General features: G+C 61.4%; 16 protein-coding genes. 5 read left to right on the forward strand and 11 right to left on the reverse strand.

The features are described 5' to 3' along the window. Window positions 1-139: 139 nt before the first annotated feature. The gene (gene glpD / locus NEI07_RS05125; protein WP_256033162.1) at window positions 140-1,606 is read right to left on the reverse strand and encodes a glycerol-3-phosphate dehydrogenase; all 1,467 of its coding nucleotides are present in this window, start codon (window positions 1,604-1,606) and stop codon (window positions 140-142) included. A gap of 36 nt (window positions 1,607-1,642) precedes the next feature. Further along, window positions 1,643-2,974 carry a DEAD/DEAH box helicase gene (locus tag NEI07_RS05130; RefSeq protein WP_256033163.1) on the reverse strand — a complete coding sequence of 444 codons (1,332 nt, stop codon included), beginning with the start codon at window positions 2,972-2,974 and terminating at the stop codon, window positions 1,643-1,645. Window positions 2,975-3,273: 299 nt separating this feature from the next. Between NEI07_RS05130 and NEI07_RS05135 the strand changes: the two genes are divergently transcribed. Together NEI07_RS05135 and NEI07_RS05140 are read left to right on the forward strand one after the other, a co-directional pair. Then, complete coding sequence (locus NEI07_RS05135; RefSeq protein WP_256033164.1) at window positions 3,274-3,987, forward strand: MgtC/SapB family protein; 714 nt, start codon at window positions 3,274-3,276, stop codon at window positions 3,985-3,987. A 176-nt stretch (window positions 3,988-4,163) separates the two neighbouring features. Beyond that, complete coding sequence (locus NEI07_RS05140; RefSeq protein ID WP_256033165.1) at window positions 4,164-5,786, forward strand: ABC-F family ATP-binding cassette domain-containing protein; 1,623 nt, start codon at window positions 4,164-4,166, stop codon at window positions 5,784-5,786. Between the two features lie 54 nt (window positions 5,787-5,840). On the opposite strand, the gene NEI07_RS05145 is transcribed toward NEI07_RS05140, so the two are convergent. Together NEI07_RS05145 and NEI07_RS05150 are read right to left on the reverse strand one after the other, a co-directional pair. Beyond that, window positions 5,841-7,352: a hybrid sensor histidine kinase/response regulator gene (locus tag NEI07_RS05145; RefSeq protein ID WP_256033166.1), complete on the reverse strand. Its 1,512-nt coding sequence runs from the start codon at window positions 7,350-7,352 to the stop codon at window positions 5,841-5,843. Between the two features lie 49 nt (window positions 7,353-7,401). After that, window positions 7,402-8,889 carry an ATPase domain-containing protein gene (locus NEI07_RS05150; RefSeq protein WP_256033167.1) on the reverse strand — a complete coding sequence of 496 codons (1,488 nt, stop codon included), beginning with the start codon at window positions 8,887-8,889 and terminating at the stop codon, window positions 7,402-7,404. A 273-nt stretch (window positions 8,890-9,162) separates the two neighbouring features. Between NEI07_RS05150 and NEI07_RS05155 the strand changes: the two genes are divergently transcribed. Further along, complete coding sequence (locus NEI07_RS05155) at window positions 9,163-10,236, forward strand: DGQHR domain-containing protein (RefSeq protein ID WP_256033168.1); 1,074 nt, start codon at window positions 9,163-9,165, stop codon at window positions 10,234-10,236. Here NEI07_RS05155 and NEI07_RS05160 read toward each other — a convergent pair. From NEI07_RS05160 to NEI07_RS05170, 3 genes are read right to left on the reverse strand one after another with little or no spacing between them, the layout of a single operon-like run. After that, window positions 10,195-11,502 (reverse strand): glycosyltransferase family 2 protein, encoded by a 1,308-nt coding sequence (locus NEI07_RS05160; RefSeq protein ID WP_256033169.1) that lies wholly within the window; start codon window positions 11,500-11,502, stop codon window positions 10,195-10,197. The two genes, NEI07_RS05155 and NEI07_RS05160, sit on opposite strands and share 42 nt — an antisense overlap. Then, the gene (locus NEI07_RS05165; protein WP_256033170.1) at window positions 11,421-12,395 is read right to left on the reverse strand and encodes a hypothetical protein; all 975 of its coding nucleotides are present in this window, start codon (window positions 12,393-12,395) and stop codon (window positions 11,421-11,423) included. Before NEI07_RS05165 ends, NEI07_RS05160 begins: the two co-directional genes overlap by 82 nt. Next, complete coding sequence (locus tag NEI07_RS05170; protein ID WP_256033171.1) at window positions 12,362-12,610, reverse strand: DUF6471 domain-containing protein; 249 nt, start codon at window positions 12,608-12,610, stop codon at window positions 12,362-12,364. Before NEI07_RS05170 ends, NEI07_RS05165 begins: the two co-directional genes overlap by 34 nt. A gap of 71 nt (window positions 12,611-12,681) precedes the next feature. Here NEI07_RS05170 and NEI07_RS05175 point away from each other — a divergent pair, with 71 nt between their 5' ends. Beyond that, window positions 12,682-13,689 (forward strand): IS1595 family transposase, encoded by a 1,008-nt coding sequence (locus tag NEI07_RS05175; protein ID WP_256033172.1) that lies wholly within the window; start codon window positions 12,682-12,684, stop codon window positions 13,687-13,689. A 470-nt stretch (window positions 13,690-14,159) separates the two neighbouring features. Here the strand turns inward: NEI07_RS05175 and NEI07_RS05180 are convergent, their stop codons facing one another. Genes NEI07_RS05180 through NEI07_RS05190 form a run of 3 tightly spaced genes read right to left on the reverse strand, consistent with a single transcriptional unit; the run spans window position 14,160 to window position 16,031 of the window. Continuing rightward, a complete protein-coding gene (locus tag NEI07_RS05180; RefSeq protein ID WP_256033173.1) occupies window positions 14,160-14,564 on the reverse strand; it encodes a hypothetical protein in 405 nt (134 codons plus the stop codon). A gap of 60 nt (window positions 14,565-14,624) precedes the next feature. Further along, the gene (locus NEI07_RS05185) at window positions 14,625-15,068 is read right to left on the reverse strand and encodes a hypothetical protein (RefSeq protein WP_256033174.1); all 444 of its coding nucleotides are present in this window, start codon (window positions 15,066-15,068) and stop codon (window positions 14,625-14,627) included. A gap of 24 nt (window positions 15,069-15,092) precedes the next feature. After that, window positions 15,093-16,031: a hypothetical protein gene (locus NEI07_RS05190; protein WP_256033175.1), complete on the reverse strand. Its 939-nt coding sequence runs from the start codon at window positions 16,029-16,031 to the stop codon at window positions 15,093-15,095. A 72-nt stretch (window positions 16,032-16,103) separates the two neighbouring features. Between NEI07_RS05190 and NEI07_RS05195 the strand changes: the two genes are divergently transcribed. Continuing rightward, window positions 16,104-17,015 (forward strand): transporter substrate-binding domain-containing protein, encoded by a 912-nt coding sequence (locus NEI07_RS05195; RefSeq protein ID WP_256033176.1) that lies wholly within the window; start codon window positions 16,104-16,106, stop codon window positions 17,013-17,015. Here the strand turns inward: NEI07_RS05195 and NEI07_RS05200 are convergent. Further along, window positions 16,982-17,425, reverse strand: coding sequence for an Hpt domain-containing protein (locus NEI07_RS05200; RefSeq protein WP_407659848.1), 444 nt, complete (start codon window positions 17,423-17,425; stop codon window positions 16,982-16,984). The two genes, NEI07_RS05195 and NEI07_RS05200, sit on opposite strands and share 34 nt — an antisense overlap. Between the last annotated feature and the right edge of the window lie 80 nt (window positions 17,426-17,505).

Consider the following 17,505-nt stretch of genomic DNA (forward strand, 5'->3'; position numbering starts at 1 on the left):
CCCTCCCCCGCTTCGCGGGAGAGGGAGCAGGTCGCGCCTTGCATCGTCATTTTCGCGCGAGGCCGCGTGACTCTCTTTCGCGAAAAGCAGATCGCTTGGGTCCCCTCTCCCGCGAAGCGGGGGAGGGACAGGGAGGGGGTCAGGCGCCGATAAACTCCCGCAGCGTTATCTGCTGCGCGTCGCTCATATGGAGGCCGAGCTTCGAGCGGCGCCAGAGAATGTCGTCAGCCGTGCGCGCCCATTCCTTCTCGCGCAGATAGGCGATCTCCGCTTCGGTGAGGCCGCCGCCGAAATCACGGCCAAGATCGCTCAACGCTCGTGCATCCTTCAAAATCTCGAAGACGCGCGTCCCATAGGCGCGCGCGAGGCGCAGCGCCAATTCGTCACCGAGAAACGGCTTGTCGCGCTTGAGATCGTCGAGAAATCTGTCGAAACCCTCGGGCATGTCGCCGCCGGGAAAGATCGCGTTCGCCGTCCAGGCCTCGCCATGCGCGGGAAGAAAGCGCGAGAGCTCGCTCAGCGCATGTTCGGCGAGCCGGCGCGCCGTGGTGATCTTGCCGCCGAAGATCGACAGCGACGGCGGCGCGTCTTCTGGCGCGTCGAGATCGAAAGCGTAGTCGCGCGTCACGACCGACGCTTTGAGCGCGCCGTCGTCATAGAGCGGACGCAGGCCGGCGTAGCTCCACACGATGTCGTCGCGGGTCGCTGGAACGCGCAAGAAATGGTTGAGCGAATTGAGCAGATAGTCCGTCTCTGCGTCGCTGATCGCCACGGCGCCGGGAAGGCCGTCATAGGAAATGTCGGTCGTGCCGACGAGCGTGAAGTCGTGTTCATAGGGGATGGCGAAGACGATGCGGCCATCGGGATTTTGCAAAATATAGGCCTGCGCGCCCTCGAAGAGCTTACGCAAAACAAGATGCGATCCCTTTACGAGCCGCACATGCTTGCGCGAATGGATGTGCAGCGCGTCTTCGATCACCTGCGACACCCAGGGGCCGGCGGCGTTGACCAGCGCGCGCGTTTGAATCGTCTCGCCGTCCGCGAGCGTCGCGCGCCAGCGGTCGCCGCATCGGACCGCCTGAACAAGCTTCGCGCCAACGCTGATCGTCGCGCCGCGTTCCGCCGCGTCGCGTGCGTTCAGCACGACGAGGCGCGAATCGTCCACCCAGCAATCGGCGTAAGTGAAGCCGACGCGGTAAGCGTCGCGTAGCGGCGCACCAAACGCATCCTGCGAAAGTCTCACCATATGCGAGGCTTCGAGCTGCTTGCGGCGCGCAAGGTGGTCGTAGATGAAAAGTCCAAGACGCAGCAGCCAGACGGGCCGCAGCCCCTTCTCATAGGGCAAAACGAATTTTAGCGGCCAGATGATGTGCGGCGCGGCGGCGAGCAGCAGTTCGCGTTCGGCGAGCGCTTCATGCACCAGACGAAATTCGTAGAGTTCGAGATAGCGAAGACCGCCGTGGATCAGCTTCGTCGAGGCGGACGACGTCCCTTGCGCGAGATCGCCCTGCTCGACGAGCCTGACGGCAAGGCCGCGGCCGGCGGCGTCGCGGGCGATGGCGCAGCCGTTGATCCCGCCGCCGACGATGAGAAGATCATAGAGCATGGCCGTCCTCGATTCGGAACGGCCATGACTATAGCCTTATGCCTGCGGACGGCTCGCCTGCTTGAAACGCCCGCCGCCATTGGCGCGCCGCTTCTGGCCACTATTGGCAGGCGCGTCGGCGCGCTTCGCGGCTGGACGCTGCCCATCGCGCCGAGGATGCTGCACGCCGTTTCGATGCGGCGCCGGCGAACTCGGCCTCTTGGGCGCCGGGCGTGCGGAGTCGCCGTCATCGTGACGGGCGCCTTCGGCGCGCCGGTCAGTGAATTCAAGCGTCTGACGCGTCAGTTTTTCGATCGCGCGCAGCAACGGCCGCTCGCCATTGTCGCAGAGCGAAATCGCCTGACCGGTCGCGCCGGCCCGCGCAGTGCGGCCGATGCGATGCACATAGGCTTCCGCAACTTCCGGCAATTCGAAATTGACGACATGCGTCACGCCGTCGACGTCGATGCCGCGCGCGGCGATATCGGTCGCGACAAGCACCCGCGTGCGGCCCTTGCGAAAGCCGTCAAGCGCGCGCAGCCGCTGGCTCTGGCTCTTGTTGCCGTGGATCGCGTCGGCGCCGACGCCGGCGCTCTCCAGATGCTGCGCGACGCGATCGGCGCCGCGCTTGGTGCGCGTAAACACGATCGCGCGCGAAATTTCACGGTCGTTCAACAGTTCCACCAGCAGGTCACGCTTGGCGCCGCCAGAAACCAGATAGACATGTTGCGCGACACGCTCGGCGGTGGTCGCCGCCGGCGTCACCGAGACTTTCGTCGGATCCCGTAGCATGTCGTCCGCGAGCGCGGAGATCTCCCGCGGCATCGTCGCCGAGAACAGCAGCGTCTGGCGTTGCTTCGGCAATTTCGCGACGATCTGGCGGATCGGAACGATAAATCCGAGATCGAGCATATGGTCGGCTTCGTCGAGAACGAGCACTTCGGTCGTCGCGAGCTTCAAACGGCCGCTGCCGAGATGGTCGAGCAGACGCCCGGGCGTCGCCACCAGAATGTCGAGGCCACGGGCCAGCATTTCATTTTGCGGACGATGCGACACGCCGCCGACGATGACGCCGACGCTCGGGCGAAAGAAATGGCCGTAAGAGCGGAAACTGTCGGCGATCTGCGCCGCGAGTTCGCGCGTCGGCGCGAGAATCAGCGCGCGCGCCGTGTTGGGCGCCGCGCGCCGCTTATCGGCGAGCAAGCGGTGCAGGATCGGCAGAGCGAAAGCCGCCGTCTTGCCGGTGCCGGTCTGGGCCACGCCGAGAAGGTCGCGACCTTGCAGAAGCGCGGGAATAGCCTGCGCCTGGACCGGGGTGGGAGTGGTGTAGCCTTCGCGCTCAAGCGCGCGCAGCAGGATCTCGTTCAAGCCGAGATCGGAGAATGTCATCACTTCGATTGTTGCTTTCAGTTGTCGATTCGAGCCACGAGGACCGGCGCGGAGAGCGCCAGCTCAGGACCAAAAAAGAGTCGGCCCCGCGTAACGGGCCTCGGCGTGGGAAAAGGGGGCGCTCGACAGCTCGTCGACGGAAACGTCGACCTACGCGGCTGGAGCGCCTCATGCTGCGGCGCAGCGCAGTCTTCATACAGGAGCGCAGCCTCAGGGTCAACATTACCGCGGCGTCGGCCGCGACAAGCTTCCTGTGGCCTTCTATAAGCCGAGCAGCGGAACGCCGATGGATTTAGCCCATGAACGCCATTGCCAATTTCGACGGCGCGGAAATTCTCAATACGTTTGTGTCGCTGCTCGTGGCGTTCGTTCTGGGGACCGCGATCGGCGCGGAGCGCCAGTATCGGCAGCGCAGCGCCGGGTTGCGGATTAACGCTCTCGTCGCGCTCGGCGCTTCCGCTTTCGTCGATCTCGGCATGCGGCTCATGGGCAATCAGGGCGCGACCCAGGTGCTGGCCTATGTGGCGTCAGGCGTCGGCTTTCTCGGCGCTGGCGTGATCATCAAGGAAGGCATGAATATCCGTGGATTGAACACAGCGGCGACCGTCTGGTGCTCGGCGGTGACGGGTGGCTTCGCGGGCGCCGATCGTCCCGCGGAAGCTTTGTTGCTCACGGGTTTCGTGCTCGCTGGCAACACGCTCCTTCGACCGCTCGTGCGTCTGATCGAACGTACGCCGATCGACGAAACCGCGACGGAAGCGGTCTATGACGTCCGCGTCGCGGCGAGCGGCGCCCGACGCGACGCTATTCGGGACACTTTGATCGAGCGGCTCGAAGCCGCCTCTTATCCGATCCAGGACATTGCTGAGAACGAACGCGAAGACGACGTCGAGATCGTCGCGACCCTCGCGACGTCGAGCGCGACGGGCGAACAGCTTGACGCCGTGGTCGAGGCGCTCGCCGCCCTCGACGGCGTCTCGCACGCGACCTGGTCCTCTCGCACAAGCGACTGAAATCACACCGCGAGTAAGCAGCGCCGCCATCGCCCCGCAGATCACGATTTTGACCCGGAGCGGACGCTTCCCGTCGAGGCTTAGGCAGGAGTCGCTTGCGGCCGAAATGCTCTTTCGCTGGCGCGCCGCATAGCCTAATGGCTACCCAAACTTTCCCTCCCCGGTCCCCTGCACACATGATTCGTCTCGAAAACATCGGCAAGCAGAACGGTCATCAGATCCTCTTCATCGAGGCCTCCGCGACGCTCCTTAAGGGCGAGCGGGTCGGCCTCGTCGGTCCCAACGGGGCCGGCAAGACGACGCTTTTCCGAATGATTACGGGACGGGAGCATCCCGACGAGGGCCAGGTGGCCGTCGATCGCGGCGTGACCATCGGCTACTTCAATCAGGACGTCGGCGAGATGTCTGGCCGCAGCGCCGTGTCAGAGGTGATGGACGGCGCGGGTCCCGTCAGCGCCGTGGCCTCCGAACTGAAGCAGCTGGAGGACGCCATGGTTGATCCTGACCGGGCGGGCGACATGGAAGAAATCATCGAGCGTTACGGCGAGGTGCAGGCGCGCTTCGAGGAACTGGACGGCTACGCCCTGGAAGGCCGCGCGCGCGAAATCCTCGCGGGCCTGAGTTTTACGCAGGAGATGATGGACGGCGACGTCGGCGCCCTGTCGGGCGGCTGGAAAATGCGCGTGGCGCTCGCCCGCATCCTCATCATGCGTCCCGACGCCATGCTTCTCGACGAGCCGAGCAACCATCTCGACCTGGAAAGCCTGATCTGGCTGGAGGAATTCCTCAAAGCCTATGAAGGCGTGCTGCTGATGACGTCGCATGATCGCGAGTTCATGAACCGCATTGTCACCAAGGTGGTGGAAATCGATGGCGGCGCGTTGACGACCTATTCGGGCAATTACGTGTTCTACGAGCAGCAACGCGCGCAGAACGAGAAGCAGGCGCAGGCGCAATTTGAGCGTCAGCAGGCAATGCTCGCCAAGGAAATCAAATTTATCGAGCGGTTCAAGGCGCGCGCATCGCACGCCGCGCAAGTGCAGAGCCGCGTCAAGAAGCTCGAGAAGATCGACAGGGTGGAGCCGCCAAAGCGCCGCCAGACGGTTTTGTTCGAATTCCCGCCAGCGCCGCGCTCGGGCGACGACGTGATCACCCTGAAGAACGTGCACAAGAGCTACGGCGCACGGACAATCTACGAGGGACTGAACTTTCAAGTGCGCCGCAATGAGCGGTGGTGCGTCATGGGCGTCAACGGCGCGGGCAAGTCGACGCTGCTGAAGTTGGTGGCCGGCGCCTCGCTGCCGGACGATGGCGCCGTCGCCCAGGGCGGCAGCGTGAAAATGGGCTATTTTGCGCAACACGCCATGGAGTTGCTGGACGGCGAGCGCACCGTGTTCCAGTCGCTGGAGGACTCGTTTCCGCAGGCAGGACAGGGCTCGCTGCGCACATTGGCCGGCTGCTTCGGCTTCTCCGGCGACGATGTGGAGAAGAAATGCCGGGTGTTGTCGGGCGGCGAGAAGGCGCGACTCGTCATGGCGAAAATGCTTTACGACCCGCCGAACTTTCTCGTGCTGGACGAACCCACGAACCATCTGGATCTGGCGACCAAGGAGATGCTCATCACGGCGCTCTCGCAATATGAGGGCGCCATGCTGTTCGTCTCGCACGATCGTCACTTCCTGGCAGCGCTATCCAATCGTGTGCTGGAACTGACGCCCGATGGCGTTCATGTTTATGGCGGCGGCTACACCGAATATGTGGCGCGCACGGGCCATGAGGCGCCTGGTCTGCGTAGCTGACGACGGCACGGCCGGCTTCGGAAGACGTCAATCACGACGCTCTGACTCATTTGCTCAGGTTAGCGGCTCCGAGGCGAACAAATTTTCTAATTCCGAGATCTTGATCGGTTTGACAAAATGCCGGTCAAATCCAGCCTCGGCGCTTCGCTCAAAGTCCTCGGCCTGGCCCCAACCCGACAACGCTGCGATGAAAAGAGAATCTCCGCCGGGAAGCTGTCTGATCCTCCGGACCGTCTCATAACCATCAATCCCGGGCATGCCGAGATCGACAAAGACGATCCGGGGCTGGAATTTCGGGATGACTTCCAGCGCCTCGGCTCCGCCAGGAACGACCTGCACCTCCATCCCAAAGGTGGCGATCAGCTCGCCAGTGAGTTTGCCGACAAGGTGGTCGTCATCCACGACCAACACCTTCGTCTGGGGCGCGCGCCGCTCCCTTGGATCTTGCGCGGGTTCGACATTCGCCGCAACGGACGGTTCGCTCAATGGCAGCCGGACGATGAACTCGCTGCCCTTATCCGCGCCGCCGCTGCGGGCTTCGATCGTGCCTCCGTGCAGCGTTACAAGACTGCGGGTAAGCGATAGACCGACGCCAATCCCGCCTTGAGCCCTTCCGAGATTGCGATCGACCTGGGTAAAGATGTCGAAAACGCGCGCTATCATTTCGGGCGGGATTCCGACGCCCGTATCCTTGACAATGACCACTGCGGAATTACCGTCCTGCGTCACCGATACATCGATCGCGCCGACATCTGTTGTATATTTTGCGGCGTTGTTGAGAATATTTACAAATACCTGCCCCAGACGAACGGGATCACCCTCAATGAAAAGCTCTGTCGAGGGCGCGTAAAAATGTTTGCGATGTTTCCCGGCCTGAAGTTTGTCGGCCCCATGTTCAAACACTTCGCGCACGAGCGAGACAAGATCCAGGCGCTCCTTGTGAAGCTCTAACTTGCCGCGGCTGATGCGCGAAACTTCCAAAAGGTCGTCGACAATACGCGTGAGCTGTTGAGTTTGCCTCTCGATCGCCGATAGCATGTCATCATCATTCCCGTCGGCTGAGCGCCGCCTCTTGATGTGAATCGCCGCACAAATCACAGCTAGAGGATTGCGCAACTCGTGGGCCAGCACGGCGAGGAACTCATCCTTGCGGCGATTGGCAGTCTGCAGCGCGTCCAGCGCGTCGCGAATGGCGTATTGTAGACGACGGGCTTCAATCGCGTTCTTGAGCGCGCTGATCAGCGAGCGCTTCTGTGCAGGGCGTTCGATGAAACCTAAACTCGGACGCTTTTCGATCGTTCGTAGTAACGCCAAATCTTTTTGAGCGTGGCCGCGGGCAAGAAGCAACACCACGGGCATCTGGGACCACGCCGGTTCAGGACCGAACAAGTCGTGCCAGGTCACCGCGCGATCGTGGGGCAATGCCTCCTCCGCCATAAGAACGCAGCCTGCGCCTTTCGCAATCTCCCCGCGTAGCTCTTCTTCGTTGCGGCAAACGCAGCTGGAAAGACCGTTACGCTTGAGCGCGTCTTCGGCGAGGGCGGCATCGCGTCCCGTTGGCGTCATTATCAGAACGCGCAGGCTATCCTCAGCTCTTGGGACGACCTCCGCTACGCTACGCTCCGCCATATTTGGACTCGGGATGATACACGGGCGTCCCCGTCAGGACGCCTGTAAAGCCTGTAAGCGGCTCACTGACGTCGACGCCCCCCGCTCTCATCGTCAGTTTCCGGATCGTGTGCTCATGTTGGCCGCTACGCTTTTTGACGATCGACAAGGCCTTGTGCAGCGCGCCGTCAAGCTCGAAATAACGAAGCAGGAAAACATTGTCGGCCAGGAAGCTGAAATCCATCGGCGAAGAGAGCTCGGTTCCGAAAATTCCGTGCTGCGTCAGCGTCATGATGGTGACAATCTGACGACGGCTCAGATAGGAGAGCAACTCCCTGATGTGAAGAACAACACTTGGTTCTTCCATCGAGGACTGCAGATAGCCGTTCAGCGTGTCCATCACGACGAGCTTCACGCCCTGCTTCTCGACTCGATCCATGACCAGGGCGGCGATCTCGCCGACGCTCAGTTCGGCCGGATCAAGATGCCTGAGTTCAATGCGGCCGGCTTCGACTTTGGCGCGCATGTCTAGGCCCAATCCCTCGCCGCGACCGATATAGCTCTCCTCGCTCTCGTCGAATAGAAAAAGGGCGCATTTCTCGCCGCGATTGGCCGCAGCCATCGCGTAGAGTGATGATATAGTTGATTTTCCGACGCCTGCAGGGCCCGCTATAAGCGTGTTCGAACCCCGGGGAAGCCCGCCTCCGACAAGCGCGTCAATCTCTGCGTTGCCGGAGCCGAGCGCCTGCGTCGACGCGAGGCTCGGAAAGCTCTGTGCGACGAGGCGAGAGTGCACGGTCAGCCCTCCGGTGGCGATCGTTACGTCATGTGAGCCACTCACATAGCTGCAGCCGCGCAGTTTGATCACGCGCAATGCGCGTCGGTCGGCGCCGTACGAAGACTGTTTTTGCCGCAATTCGATGATGCCGTCAGACAGCGTCTGACTGCGAAGATCCTTTTCCGTCATCGATGCTTCATCCAGCATCACAGTCGTGCAGTCGCGCGCCGCCATGAAGTCGCGAATACGTTTTAGTTGACGCCGATGAAAGGCCGCCGTCGGCGCGACAACACGCAGACTCGAAATCGTGTCGAGCACGAGCAGCTTTGGTTTGAACCGTTCGACTTCGGAAAAAAGATGGTCGAACGTCTCGCCGATCTCGACCTCCTCTTCCGGGAAAAGCGTGTAATCGAGCCCTGTGTCTTCCGCGCTGGATGGCTCCGACAGGCCCGTGATATTGATCCCCTCGAGACTCCATCCGTGCGATGCGGCGATCGACCGCAACTGTTGCGGCGACTCGGCGCTCGTCGCCAGCAGACAGCCTTCCCCCGCGCGAACCGCCTGGATCAGCAACTGGAGCGCCATGGTCGTCTTGCCGCTACCGGGCGCGCCTTCAACGAGAATGAGAGAGCAGCGCGGAAGTCCGCCGTGAAGGACCCTGTCGAGCCCCGGAACGCCTGTCGAAAAACGCGGGGTGGTCTCTATCGGCACGGACACTTTAGCGCTCCCGACAAAGGTGAATGACCAAGTTATAGCACCGACTCGGCAACATTGCCTTCCGCAATGTTCCCGCTTCCGCGGCCTGAGAGCCATCGCAGCCGTGGCCGCCATGGCGTTGAATAGGCATTCGGAAGATAAAACACGGCTTCGCGACCTCAAGCCATCTTGCCCCCAATGCTTTTCCCGCCTAGCGTCGTCGTCCGAGTGTCGGTCGATTCGTCGAGTCAGCTGTGTGAACGCTGAAAGTTCACGCTTCCGAGGGATCAACACATGGATCGGGACACGCTCAGCGATATCGCCGAATCCGCCCCGTTGCCGGACGCAGGGGCCGAATTGCGCGGCTCCTCCGCTTCCGCCGCCGGCAAAACATCGATCACCGCCCCGGCGCAACTCGTCTCCCAGGGCAAGCACCGCTTTTACGCGCTGGTGCTGCCGAGCAACCTGCTCGCCGAAACCTGCACGGTCGAACCGCGGGTCGAGAATCCGGCGGAAGGCTTCCAGCGCCTGCTCGATGAAAAGCGGGCGAAATCCATCGCCAAATATATCGACGCCGGGTTTGGCACGGTTCCCGGCGCCGTGGTGCTGTCGGCGCAGTCGCGCGCGCATATGCATTATGACCGCGCCGCGGGAGCTCTGACCTTCCGGCAGGACCCCCGCGCCTTCCTGATCATCGACGGGCAACATCGCATTTTCGGCTTCAAGCTGGCGAAGCATGCGGTCGACGTGCCGGTGGTGATCTACAATAAGCTGAAGCGTTCGGAAGAATGCCGGCTGTTCATGGACATCAACACTAAGCAGCGGCCGGTGCCCAATGAGCTATTGCTCGACATCCGCCGTCTCTCGGAAGTCGAGACCAAAGCCGACGCGCTGCTGCACGACGTCTTCGATCTTTTCCACACACGCGACGACAGCGCGCTCAAGGACCTGCTCAGTCCGGCGGAACGGCGCAAGGGCACGATTTCGCGCGTCACCTTCAACGCCGCGCTGCGCTCGATCAAGGGCGCATTCGTCGACGCGCGGGCGGAGGAAGTCTATGCGGTGCTCAACGCCTATTTACGCGCCTGCCGGCACGGCCTGGGTTTGCACAACGCCGATGAGCAGATCACCCATCCGGCCCTGTTCAAGGCGCTGGCGCTGCTGTTCGCCAATGTCGCCGAGCGCGTCGCCGATCGCCACGGCGGAAAATACACGGTGACGAACTTCGAGGACGTGCTCATTCCCTTCTTCAAACGATTGAAGAAATCTGATCTGCCGCGCGCCGGCATGAGCCATGTCGCGCTGCACGAACATTACGGCAAGGCGCTAAGCGCCGGCTTCTTGATCAAACAGTGGCTCTTCTCTTGAGACGAATGGATCGACTTCTATTTCCGCTTCGACAGCGCCGCGCATGGTCAGCCCATGCTCGGTCTTTTCCCAGTGGAAAGGACGCCGCCAGAGTTCATAAAGGGCGCGCCATGCCGCGATGCTCAGCATCATCAGCCAGATCGGCAGATAGATAAGCGCTCGGCGAAATCGCGTCAGGCCGCGCCGCCGCATTCCCATGGCCAGCGGCAAGATCAGGGAGACCGCTCCGGCGATCGCCAGACAGCACCACAGCGTGCTCAAGACGATTTCAAATGGCGCGACCGGCGCCAACAGAGCCCCAAAGATCGCATCATAGGCCATCCGCGCCGCCAAGAACGGGCCGAGCAAAGGACCAAACAATCCGCTGGCGAACATTGCGAGCACCGCGATCGCGCGCCGGGAACCGAGATCGACGAAAAGCCGCATAGGTCGACGGCAGTGCACGATAAATGTCTGCATCCAGCCTTTGAACCAGCGCGTGCGCTGTCTCACCAGCGCGCCGAAGACCGCCGGCGCCTCTTCGAAGGTTTGCGAGGCGAATGTCCGCGCTTCAAAGCCCGCGCGCGCGAGCCGCAGGCCGAGATCGGCGTCTTCGGTGACGTTGAAAGCGTCCCAGAAGCCGATGTCGCGCAGAGCCTCGATGCGGAAATGATTGGACGTTCCGCCAAGGAAGAGCGGCATGCCCATCGCTGCGAGGCCCTTGTTGTAGACGTCAAAAAGCGCCGCATATTCAAGCGCGAACATCGCCGTCATCCAATTCAGGCCGCCGTTGTCGATAACAAGGCTCGCCTGCAGGCACGCGACGCTCGGCGGCGATGCGGCAAAGAGCGTCGCCGCTCGACGCAATTGGCGTGGCTCGGGCAAATCTTCCGCGTCGAACACCGCAACGAGCGATCCCCGGGCGAGCGGCATGGCGACGTTCAGCGCGCGTGGCTTGGTGCGCGGCGCGCCTTCGGGCGCGATGACGATCTCATGCGGCGCATGTGGCGCATGCGCCTTTAATGCGGCAGCCGTTGGTTCATCATCGGCTTCAATAACGAATTTTACATCGAGCTTGGCTCTCGGATAGTCCGGTATTATGGCGCAAACGCCACAAGCGATCTGACGGCCACGTCGCCACCTATTCGGGGGAGGGTTGACGTGTAGGAGTCGCGCGCTTGTTCGGCGCAGCGCGTTGCGCGCTTTTAGGTGGCTTTGCCGCCGCTGCTCTTGTTTGCGCGGAGCCGATCTTTGGGGGTCGGGCCTTCGCTTTGGATAACCCCCCACGTGGCCCGATCGTCAGATGCGCCGAGAACATCAAAATATGTCAGCGTGTGACGTTTGCCTTTTACAGGATCGGTTTCGTATTCCGCCAGGAGCGCGACCCTGATAATCAATCCAGTTCGTGTTTTTGCGGAGCCGACAGCTTCACTTGGGCGAATCAAGATGTCTGGTTCAAAGGAATACATCTCGTTTGGAAGAATGACGCGGCCTCTTTCTTTCGGATGGCGCTGAGCCATGCGCTTGAAAAGCCAATCAGCGGACTCTTCCCAAACATGGGGGGTGCTAACACCTTCATCGGTGAAGGCTTTGGGCCATACCCTAACGTCACGCGCGACGCTTTGGCCAATATTCGTTATGGAAACAGTCATTTGCGTATAGAATCCGCCAGTCTCATAATAGGTGATTTCTCGGTATGGCGTGAGATCCAGTTTGAGCCACGCACGACGGCTAGATTGAGCGTCACGGATAGCGTCCTTAGCGGCAGTCGCGGCGGCAGCAGCGGCCCAAGCAGCGACAGCAGTGGCGGCGGCGGATACGATGCTGGCCAAAAGACCTTTCCAGCCAATATCGACTTGTTCCTTCGCCGCATCTGCGCTCCTGAATTGCGAGCACGTGTCGTCTTCTTCGCTGTTAGCGGGGTTTTCACAGGGCTTCTTGTGCTCTTTGGGCTTACCCGTTTGATCCTTGGGAATGATATCTTGCCGCCTTGGTGCTTCGGCGCTCTGGGTCGCCGGGTGCGGCGCCCGCGCATTTTTGGCTTGGCTCTGCTCGCTTTGAGCCTCGGTTTGGTTATTCTGGATCAGATGATGTCCGGCGTTTTCTCCAAATGCGGAATGTATTGAAACAACAAATAAAATCCCAGCTATCCATCCGCATCTAAATGCAGCGTTTTGCACCCGACGACCTCTAAACACTGAATCAGAAAAGCAGCGGTAAACCCGCCGCGACTGATCTTATTGTTTAGATTCCGGTCTGTCTCCTTCACCCCGATCGCCGCCAGCCTTTCGGCAAGCTGAGCATAGGTGACGCCACGGCGTTTCAGTTCCCCTTTCAGGAGGTTTTTCGCTTTCGTTTCATACGCTTGCGTAGCCGGGTCTGCTTTCGCCGCCATGGGAGCCTCAAAATATCATCACATGCGATGATATTAACCCTTGCTTCTGATTACGTCTACCGCTATATCCGATGCATAACATCATCGGATGTGGTGACATGTCGCAACATTTCCTTCTCTCCCGCGCCGCCAAGACGCTCTCGCTTGCCAGTATCTTCCGCATGTCGGACGCGGATGCGGAGACGATGTTTTGCCGCGTGCGCTGGGCTGAGACTGAGGGCAAGCCGGTCTGCCCGCACTGTGGCGGCGTTGACGCCTATGACTGTCGCCGCCCGAGCGGCGCGCCGCGCTTCCGTTGCCGCGCCTGCGCGAAGGATTTCAGCGTGACCAGCGGGACGCTCTTTGCGTCTCACAAGCTGCCCTTGCGCGTCTATCTCGCCGCGATCGCTATCTTCGCCAATGAGGTGAAGGGCAAGAGCGCTCTCGCCATGTCTCGCGATCTTGGCACGTCCTACAAGGCCGCCTTCGTCCTGTTGCACAAGCTGCGCGAGGCGATGGCCGAAGAAATGAAAGGCCGCGTCGTCGGCGGCGCCGGCGAGGAAGTGGAAATCGACGGCGGCTATTTCGGCGGCTACGTCAAACCGGCCAATATGCGTGAGAACCGCCGCGATCGTCGTCTTGCGGTCAATCAGACCGGCAAGCGCCAATGCGTTGTCATCGTCCGCGCCCGCGACGGACGGTCTGTCCCGGCTGTCTTCCGCGCGGAAGGCCGCGCGCTCGGTTTCATCCGCGCTCGTATCGCCAAGGGATCAATCGTCCATGCCGACGAAGCCGGCTCTTGGGATGCGCTGCATAAGAACTTCGAAATGCGCCGGATCAATCACGAAGAGGCATACAGCGACGATGGCGCGTGCACGAATGACGCCGAGTCCTATTTCTCGCGCCTGCGCCGCGCCGAGATTGGCCATCATCACCACGTTGCTGGCGTCTACTTGCTCCGCTATGCGCAGGAAGCCTCATGGCGCGAGGATCATCGCCGCATGTCGAATGGCGAACAGGTGGAGCGCTTGGCGGCGCTGATGACGAAGAAAAAGGTCAGCCCGGATTTCACGGGATACTGGCAAAGGCACGTGTCGTAATTTAATCAGTCACGGCTTGAGGCGCGGGGGAGTATGCGGCCCTATAGTCATAACATCTGGCCTTCCGACCTCGCCCTTCAAGTTGGCGAGCCGCCACTTGCTAAGATCGTCGTCTAACCATCTTTGCACCGAGTCTCTTTGCCGCGCGGGTAAAAACGCCTCTATTTCTCGAAATAGGTCCACCGCCCCGTGAACATAGCCACGGCGGAATGACATCTCGGCGTCTTCGAATTCCTCTCGCGCTGTAGGCATGGGCATCTCCTTGTGTGCTAGCAACAGTTGAAATCCCCAGCTAGAGCGAGCGTGGTTGCGCGACTGGCGCGCATTACGTGATGAGTTTATGATCAAAAGTGAATCGGCGGGGCCGGAATCCCCGCTCGATTCGGAATGACGAGACGCATCGTCGTGAGCTGTTAGGCTACACGAAACGGGAGCGGCTGTCATGCAAAACAAAAGCAAATTCCCGGCGACTAATTGGCCAAGCCATTTCTTGCCTCTACGACAAGCCCTGCGGCTTGCAGAATGCCCTTTGATACTTCTACCAAATATCCAAGAGGGAACGAAAAGTATAAGGATGAATTTCGATCTTCACCGACCTGAATTCGCAGAACGTCGCGACCCTGATCAGGGCGTTGAAGAAACTCTATAGCCCCAGCATTAAAAACCGGCGGCGGAGATGATTGCGGATCGCGTGCCGCTGCTCTCGCATCTCCAAGCAGAGCCAAAATGAGAGACACGGCTCTAGGCGCTTCGTCAGAAGGGAAGAGGATTGAAACGTTCCCGCCGTCCATGGGCGCATTGATCATGATTTGGCTGCCATCCGCAGTCGCCGCGCCGCTTTCAATGGAGCTGCAAATGTAGTGGTGATCGGCCATAGCCATCCTCCCTTTGACAAAGGGGACGCTACCAAACCGGCCTGACTGAGTCTCGCTAACTCACGCTGTGGCCAATTCGAGCTGACGTGTTTCAGCCAATCGCCACACGCAAACGCCCTTCCGCTTCCCATCCATGACGATACGCCCGCGCGAAGCCTGCATTCGCAGCGAGTGAATGAGATTGTTGGCGATGGCCTTCGCAAGAACCTTGTCGCCCGTGTCGAGGCCCTTCTTGCGCATCAAGAACAGCGCGAGATCCTTTGTCGTCATCGGCCCCTCGGCGAGCGCTTCACGGCATAGAGCGATCTTCTCTGTCCGCTTAAAGATGCGGTGAATGTCGATGTAGGGCTTCACGTCTTCGCCAGCGTCGAATATCCGCATCGCCGCTGACACATGCGCGAGATCGGCGCGGGCTTGTTCTAGCTGGCGCTCATAGAGCTTGATGACAGATATGATTTCGTCGCGCTTTCTGCGCAGCGTGGTGACAGTGCGAATCTCGGCCATGCCCAGAAAATAAGGCGTTGCACGCTAGTTCGCTTGTGGCGTTTGCGCCATAATACCGGGATAGTCGAAACGGTCGATCGCTCGCGCGAGTTGGCGCGCAACGGCGGCTTCTTGATAAAGCGCAAGCACGATCGTGTAGATCGGCAGTTGCGCGTCGCTTTCGAGCGGTTCGGCGTCTGCGCAGCGTTGAAGGCTCGCTGCGCAGGCGAAAAGTCTCAGAAACACGCCGCAAAAGAATGCGCCTGCAAGGAGCAAAGCCGATGCAAGGCGTAAAAAGAAGAAGGGTGCGTAAAGGCTCGCCGCCAGTCCGATCAGAGCGATGAGGAGCAGTCCCGCCTGTCCGCGCCGCAAGCCGCCGCGCGCGCATAAGTCCCGATCGACGCGCTCGACGAGGAAGGCCGCGTCGCGGGCGACGCTGACGGGATCGGCGCGGCGCACCGCCTCCAAAAACAGCGTTCGAGTGGTGATCGCGAAAAGCGGCCGCCCCCTCGCCGCACGCCGCGCGCTCATCAATCGAAAGACGCCGCTGCCGCTCGGCGCGAACAGCCAAAGATACCCGCTCGACGGGTCCCGGACCCGCGCATAGCCGCATTCGGCCGTCGCAACGCCTGATGCGGCGACGTCGACAGGACTGTCGATGAACTCGACGTTGAGATGCTGCGCCAGCGCCCGATAGAAGACATCCTCGCAGACGAGCCCTTCGGCGAGCAGCGCTTCGTCGGCGCAAACGCCCTGGCGGCGCGCCGTCGCAGCGGCGAATTGCAGCACTTGCTCCGGCACGCCGTGCGCCGAAAGAAAGGCGATTTCGACAGGAATGGATCTCGACGCGGTCGCACGCGACGGCGACGGCCGGCGAACGGCCGAGCAGCCGGCAAGCGCCCGGCGTCTGAAAGGCTGAGAGGAAAGTTCGTCCTTGATCTGCGAAGCAGAGGAAGCAACACTATCGATCGGCACAAAATTCATGCAATAAACCCGGCAAGCGCAAGCAGCCTGGGCGCGACTATCGACCTACAGCAAAGGCCAAGCAATCCTTTTATGCGCCGTCTCACTCAGCCGCGCCGAACCGGTCTTCTCGCCTCCATTCGTGCGGCGCTCGCCGCGCTGTTCCTGACGTCCGGCTTCACGGCTGCGGCGGCTGACGGCGCGCCGCCCGCGCCGGCGCCCCCCGCGTCATCGACGCCGGCCACGAATGCGCCCTCATTTTGGGACCCCAACCGCACGCCGGAAAAGCCGGATGTTTCCGGACTGCGCCAGATCCGGTTCCTGACTGAGGATGACTATCCGCCATTCAATTTCCTGCTTTCGGATGGGCAGGTCGCGGGTTTCAACATCGATCTGGCTCGGGCGATCTGCGTCGAACTCGACACCGCCTGCACGATCCAGCGGCGGCGGTGGGATCTGCTCGTTCCCGCGCTCAACGACAATAGCGGCGACGCCATCATCGCTTCGCTCGCGATCAATGACGAAACTCGCAAACAGGTGGATTTTTCCGGACCTTACATGCTGACGCCCGGCCGATTCGCCATGCAGGCCGATACGACCCTGACGTCGGCTTCTCCCGCCGCGCTCGCCGATCGTCCGATCGCGGTTGTCGCGGGCTCGCGACACGAGGCGTTTCTGCAAGCCTTCTATCCGCGCTCGACCTTGGTGACGTTCGAAACGCCCGCCCTCGCCCGTAACGCGCTCAAGAACGGCCGCGTTCAGGCGGTTTTCGGCGACGCGATCGCCCTATCCTATTGGCTGAACGGCGCCGAAGCAGCCGGCTGCTGCGTCTTTCGGGATGGCCCCTTCACCGATCCGAAATATTTCGGCGAGGGCATCGGCATCGCCGTGAAAAAAGGCAATGCGCCCTTACGCCGGGCGCTCGATTACGCGCTCTCCCGCCTCGCCCAGCGCGGCGTTTTCGCCGAGCTTTATCTGAAATATTTCCCGGTGGGGCCGTTCTGAGCCGCGCCGCCCAGCAATAGGGCGATGGCGCCGCGCGCGCGGCCGATGGCGGCGCCGAGGATCTCGGACTTCTCGGCGGCGCTCGCGTCTTCGCAGCGCAGCGCCTGTTCGTAAGCCTCCGCCGCGTGCCCCACCTCGAAGGCGCCCACTGCCCGCGCCGACCCCTTGATGGTATGCGCAAGCCCGATGCGCCAGTCGGCGTCGCCCCGCGCGGCGGGCGCGCGCAAGCGTTTCGTAAATTGCTCCGCCTGTGCGTCGAAAAGCGCCAGCAGCTCCCGTTCGAGATCATGGTCGCCGAAGGTCTGTCGGGAAAGATGGACAAGGTCGATCGGCGACTCCGCGTCGGCCTCGCAAAACGGCTGCGGTTGAGCTTCGCAATTAAGAAACGTGGAGTCCGCCAGTTTCGCCATCCCCATTCCTGTTCCCCTTGATATCTATCGCAAAGCGGTCCGTTTTGCAGCCCCGCAGAAAGGCCGGCCAAAGCGGCGCC

It is taken from the genome of Methylocystis suflitae, assembly GCF_024448135.1.
Taxonomy (GTDB): domain Bacteria; phylum Pseudomonadota; class Alphaproteobacteria; order Rhizobiales; family Beijerinckiaceae; genus Methylocystis; species Methylocystis suflitae.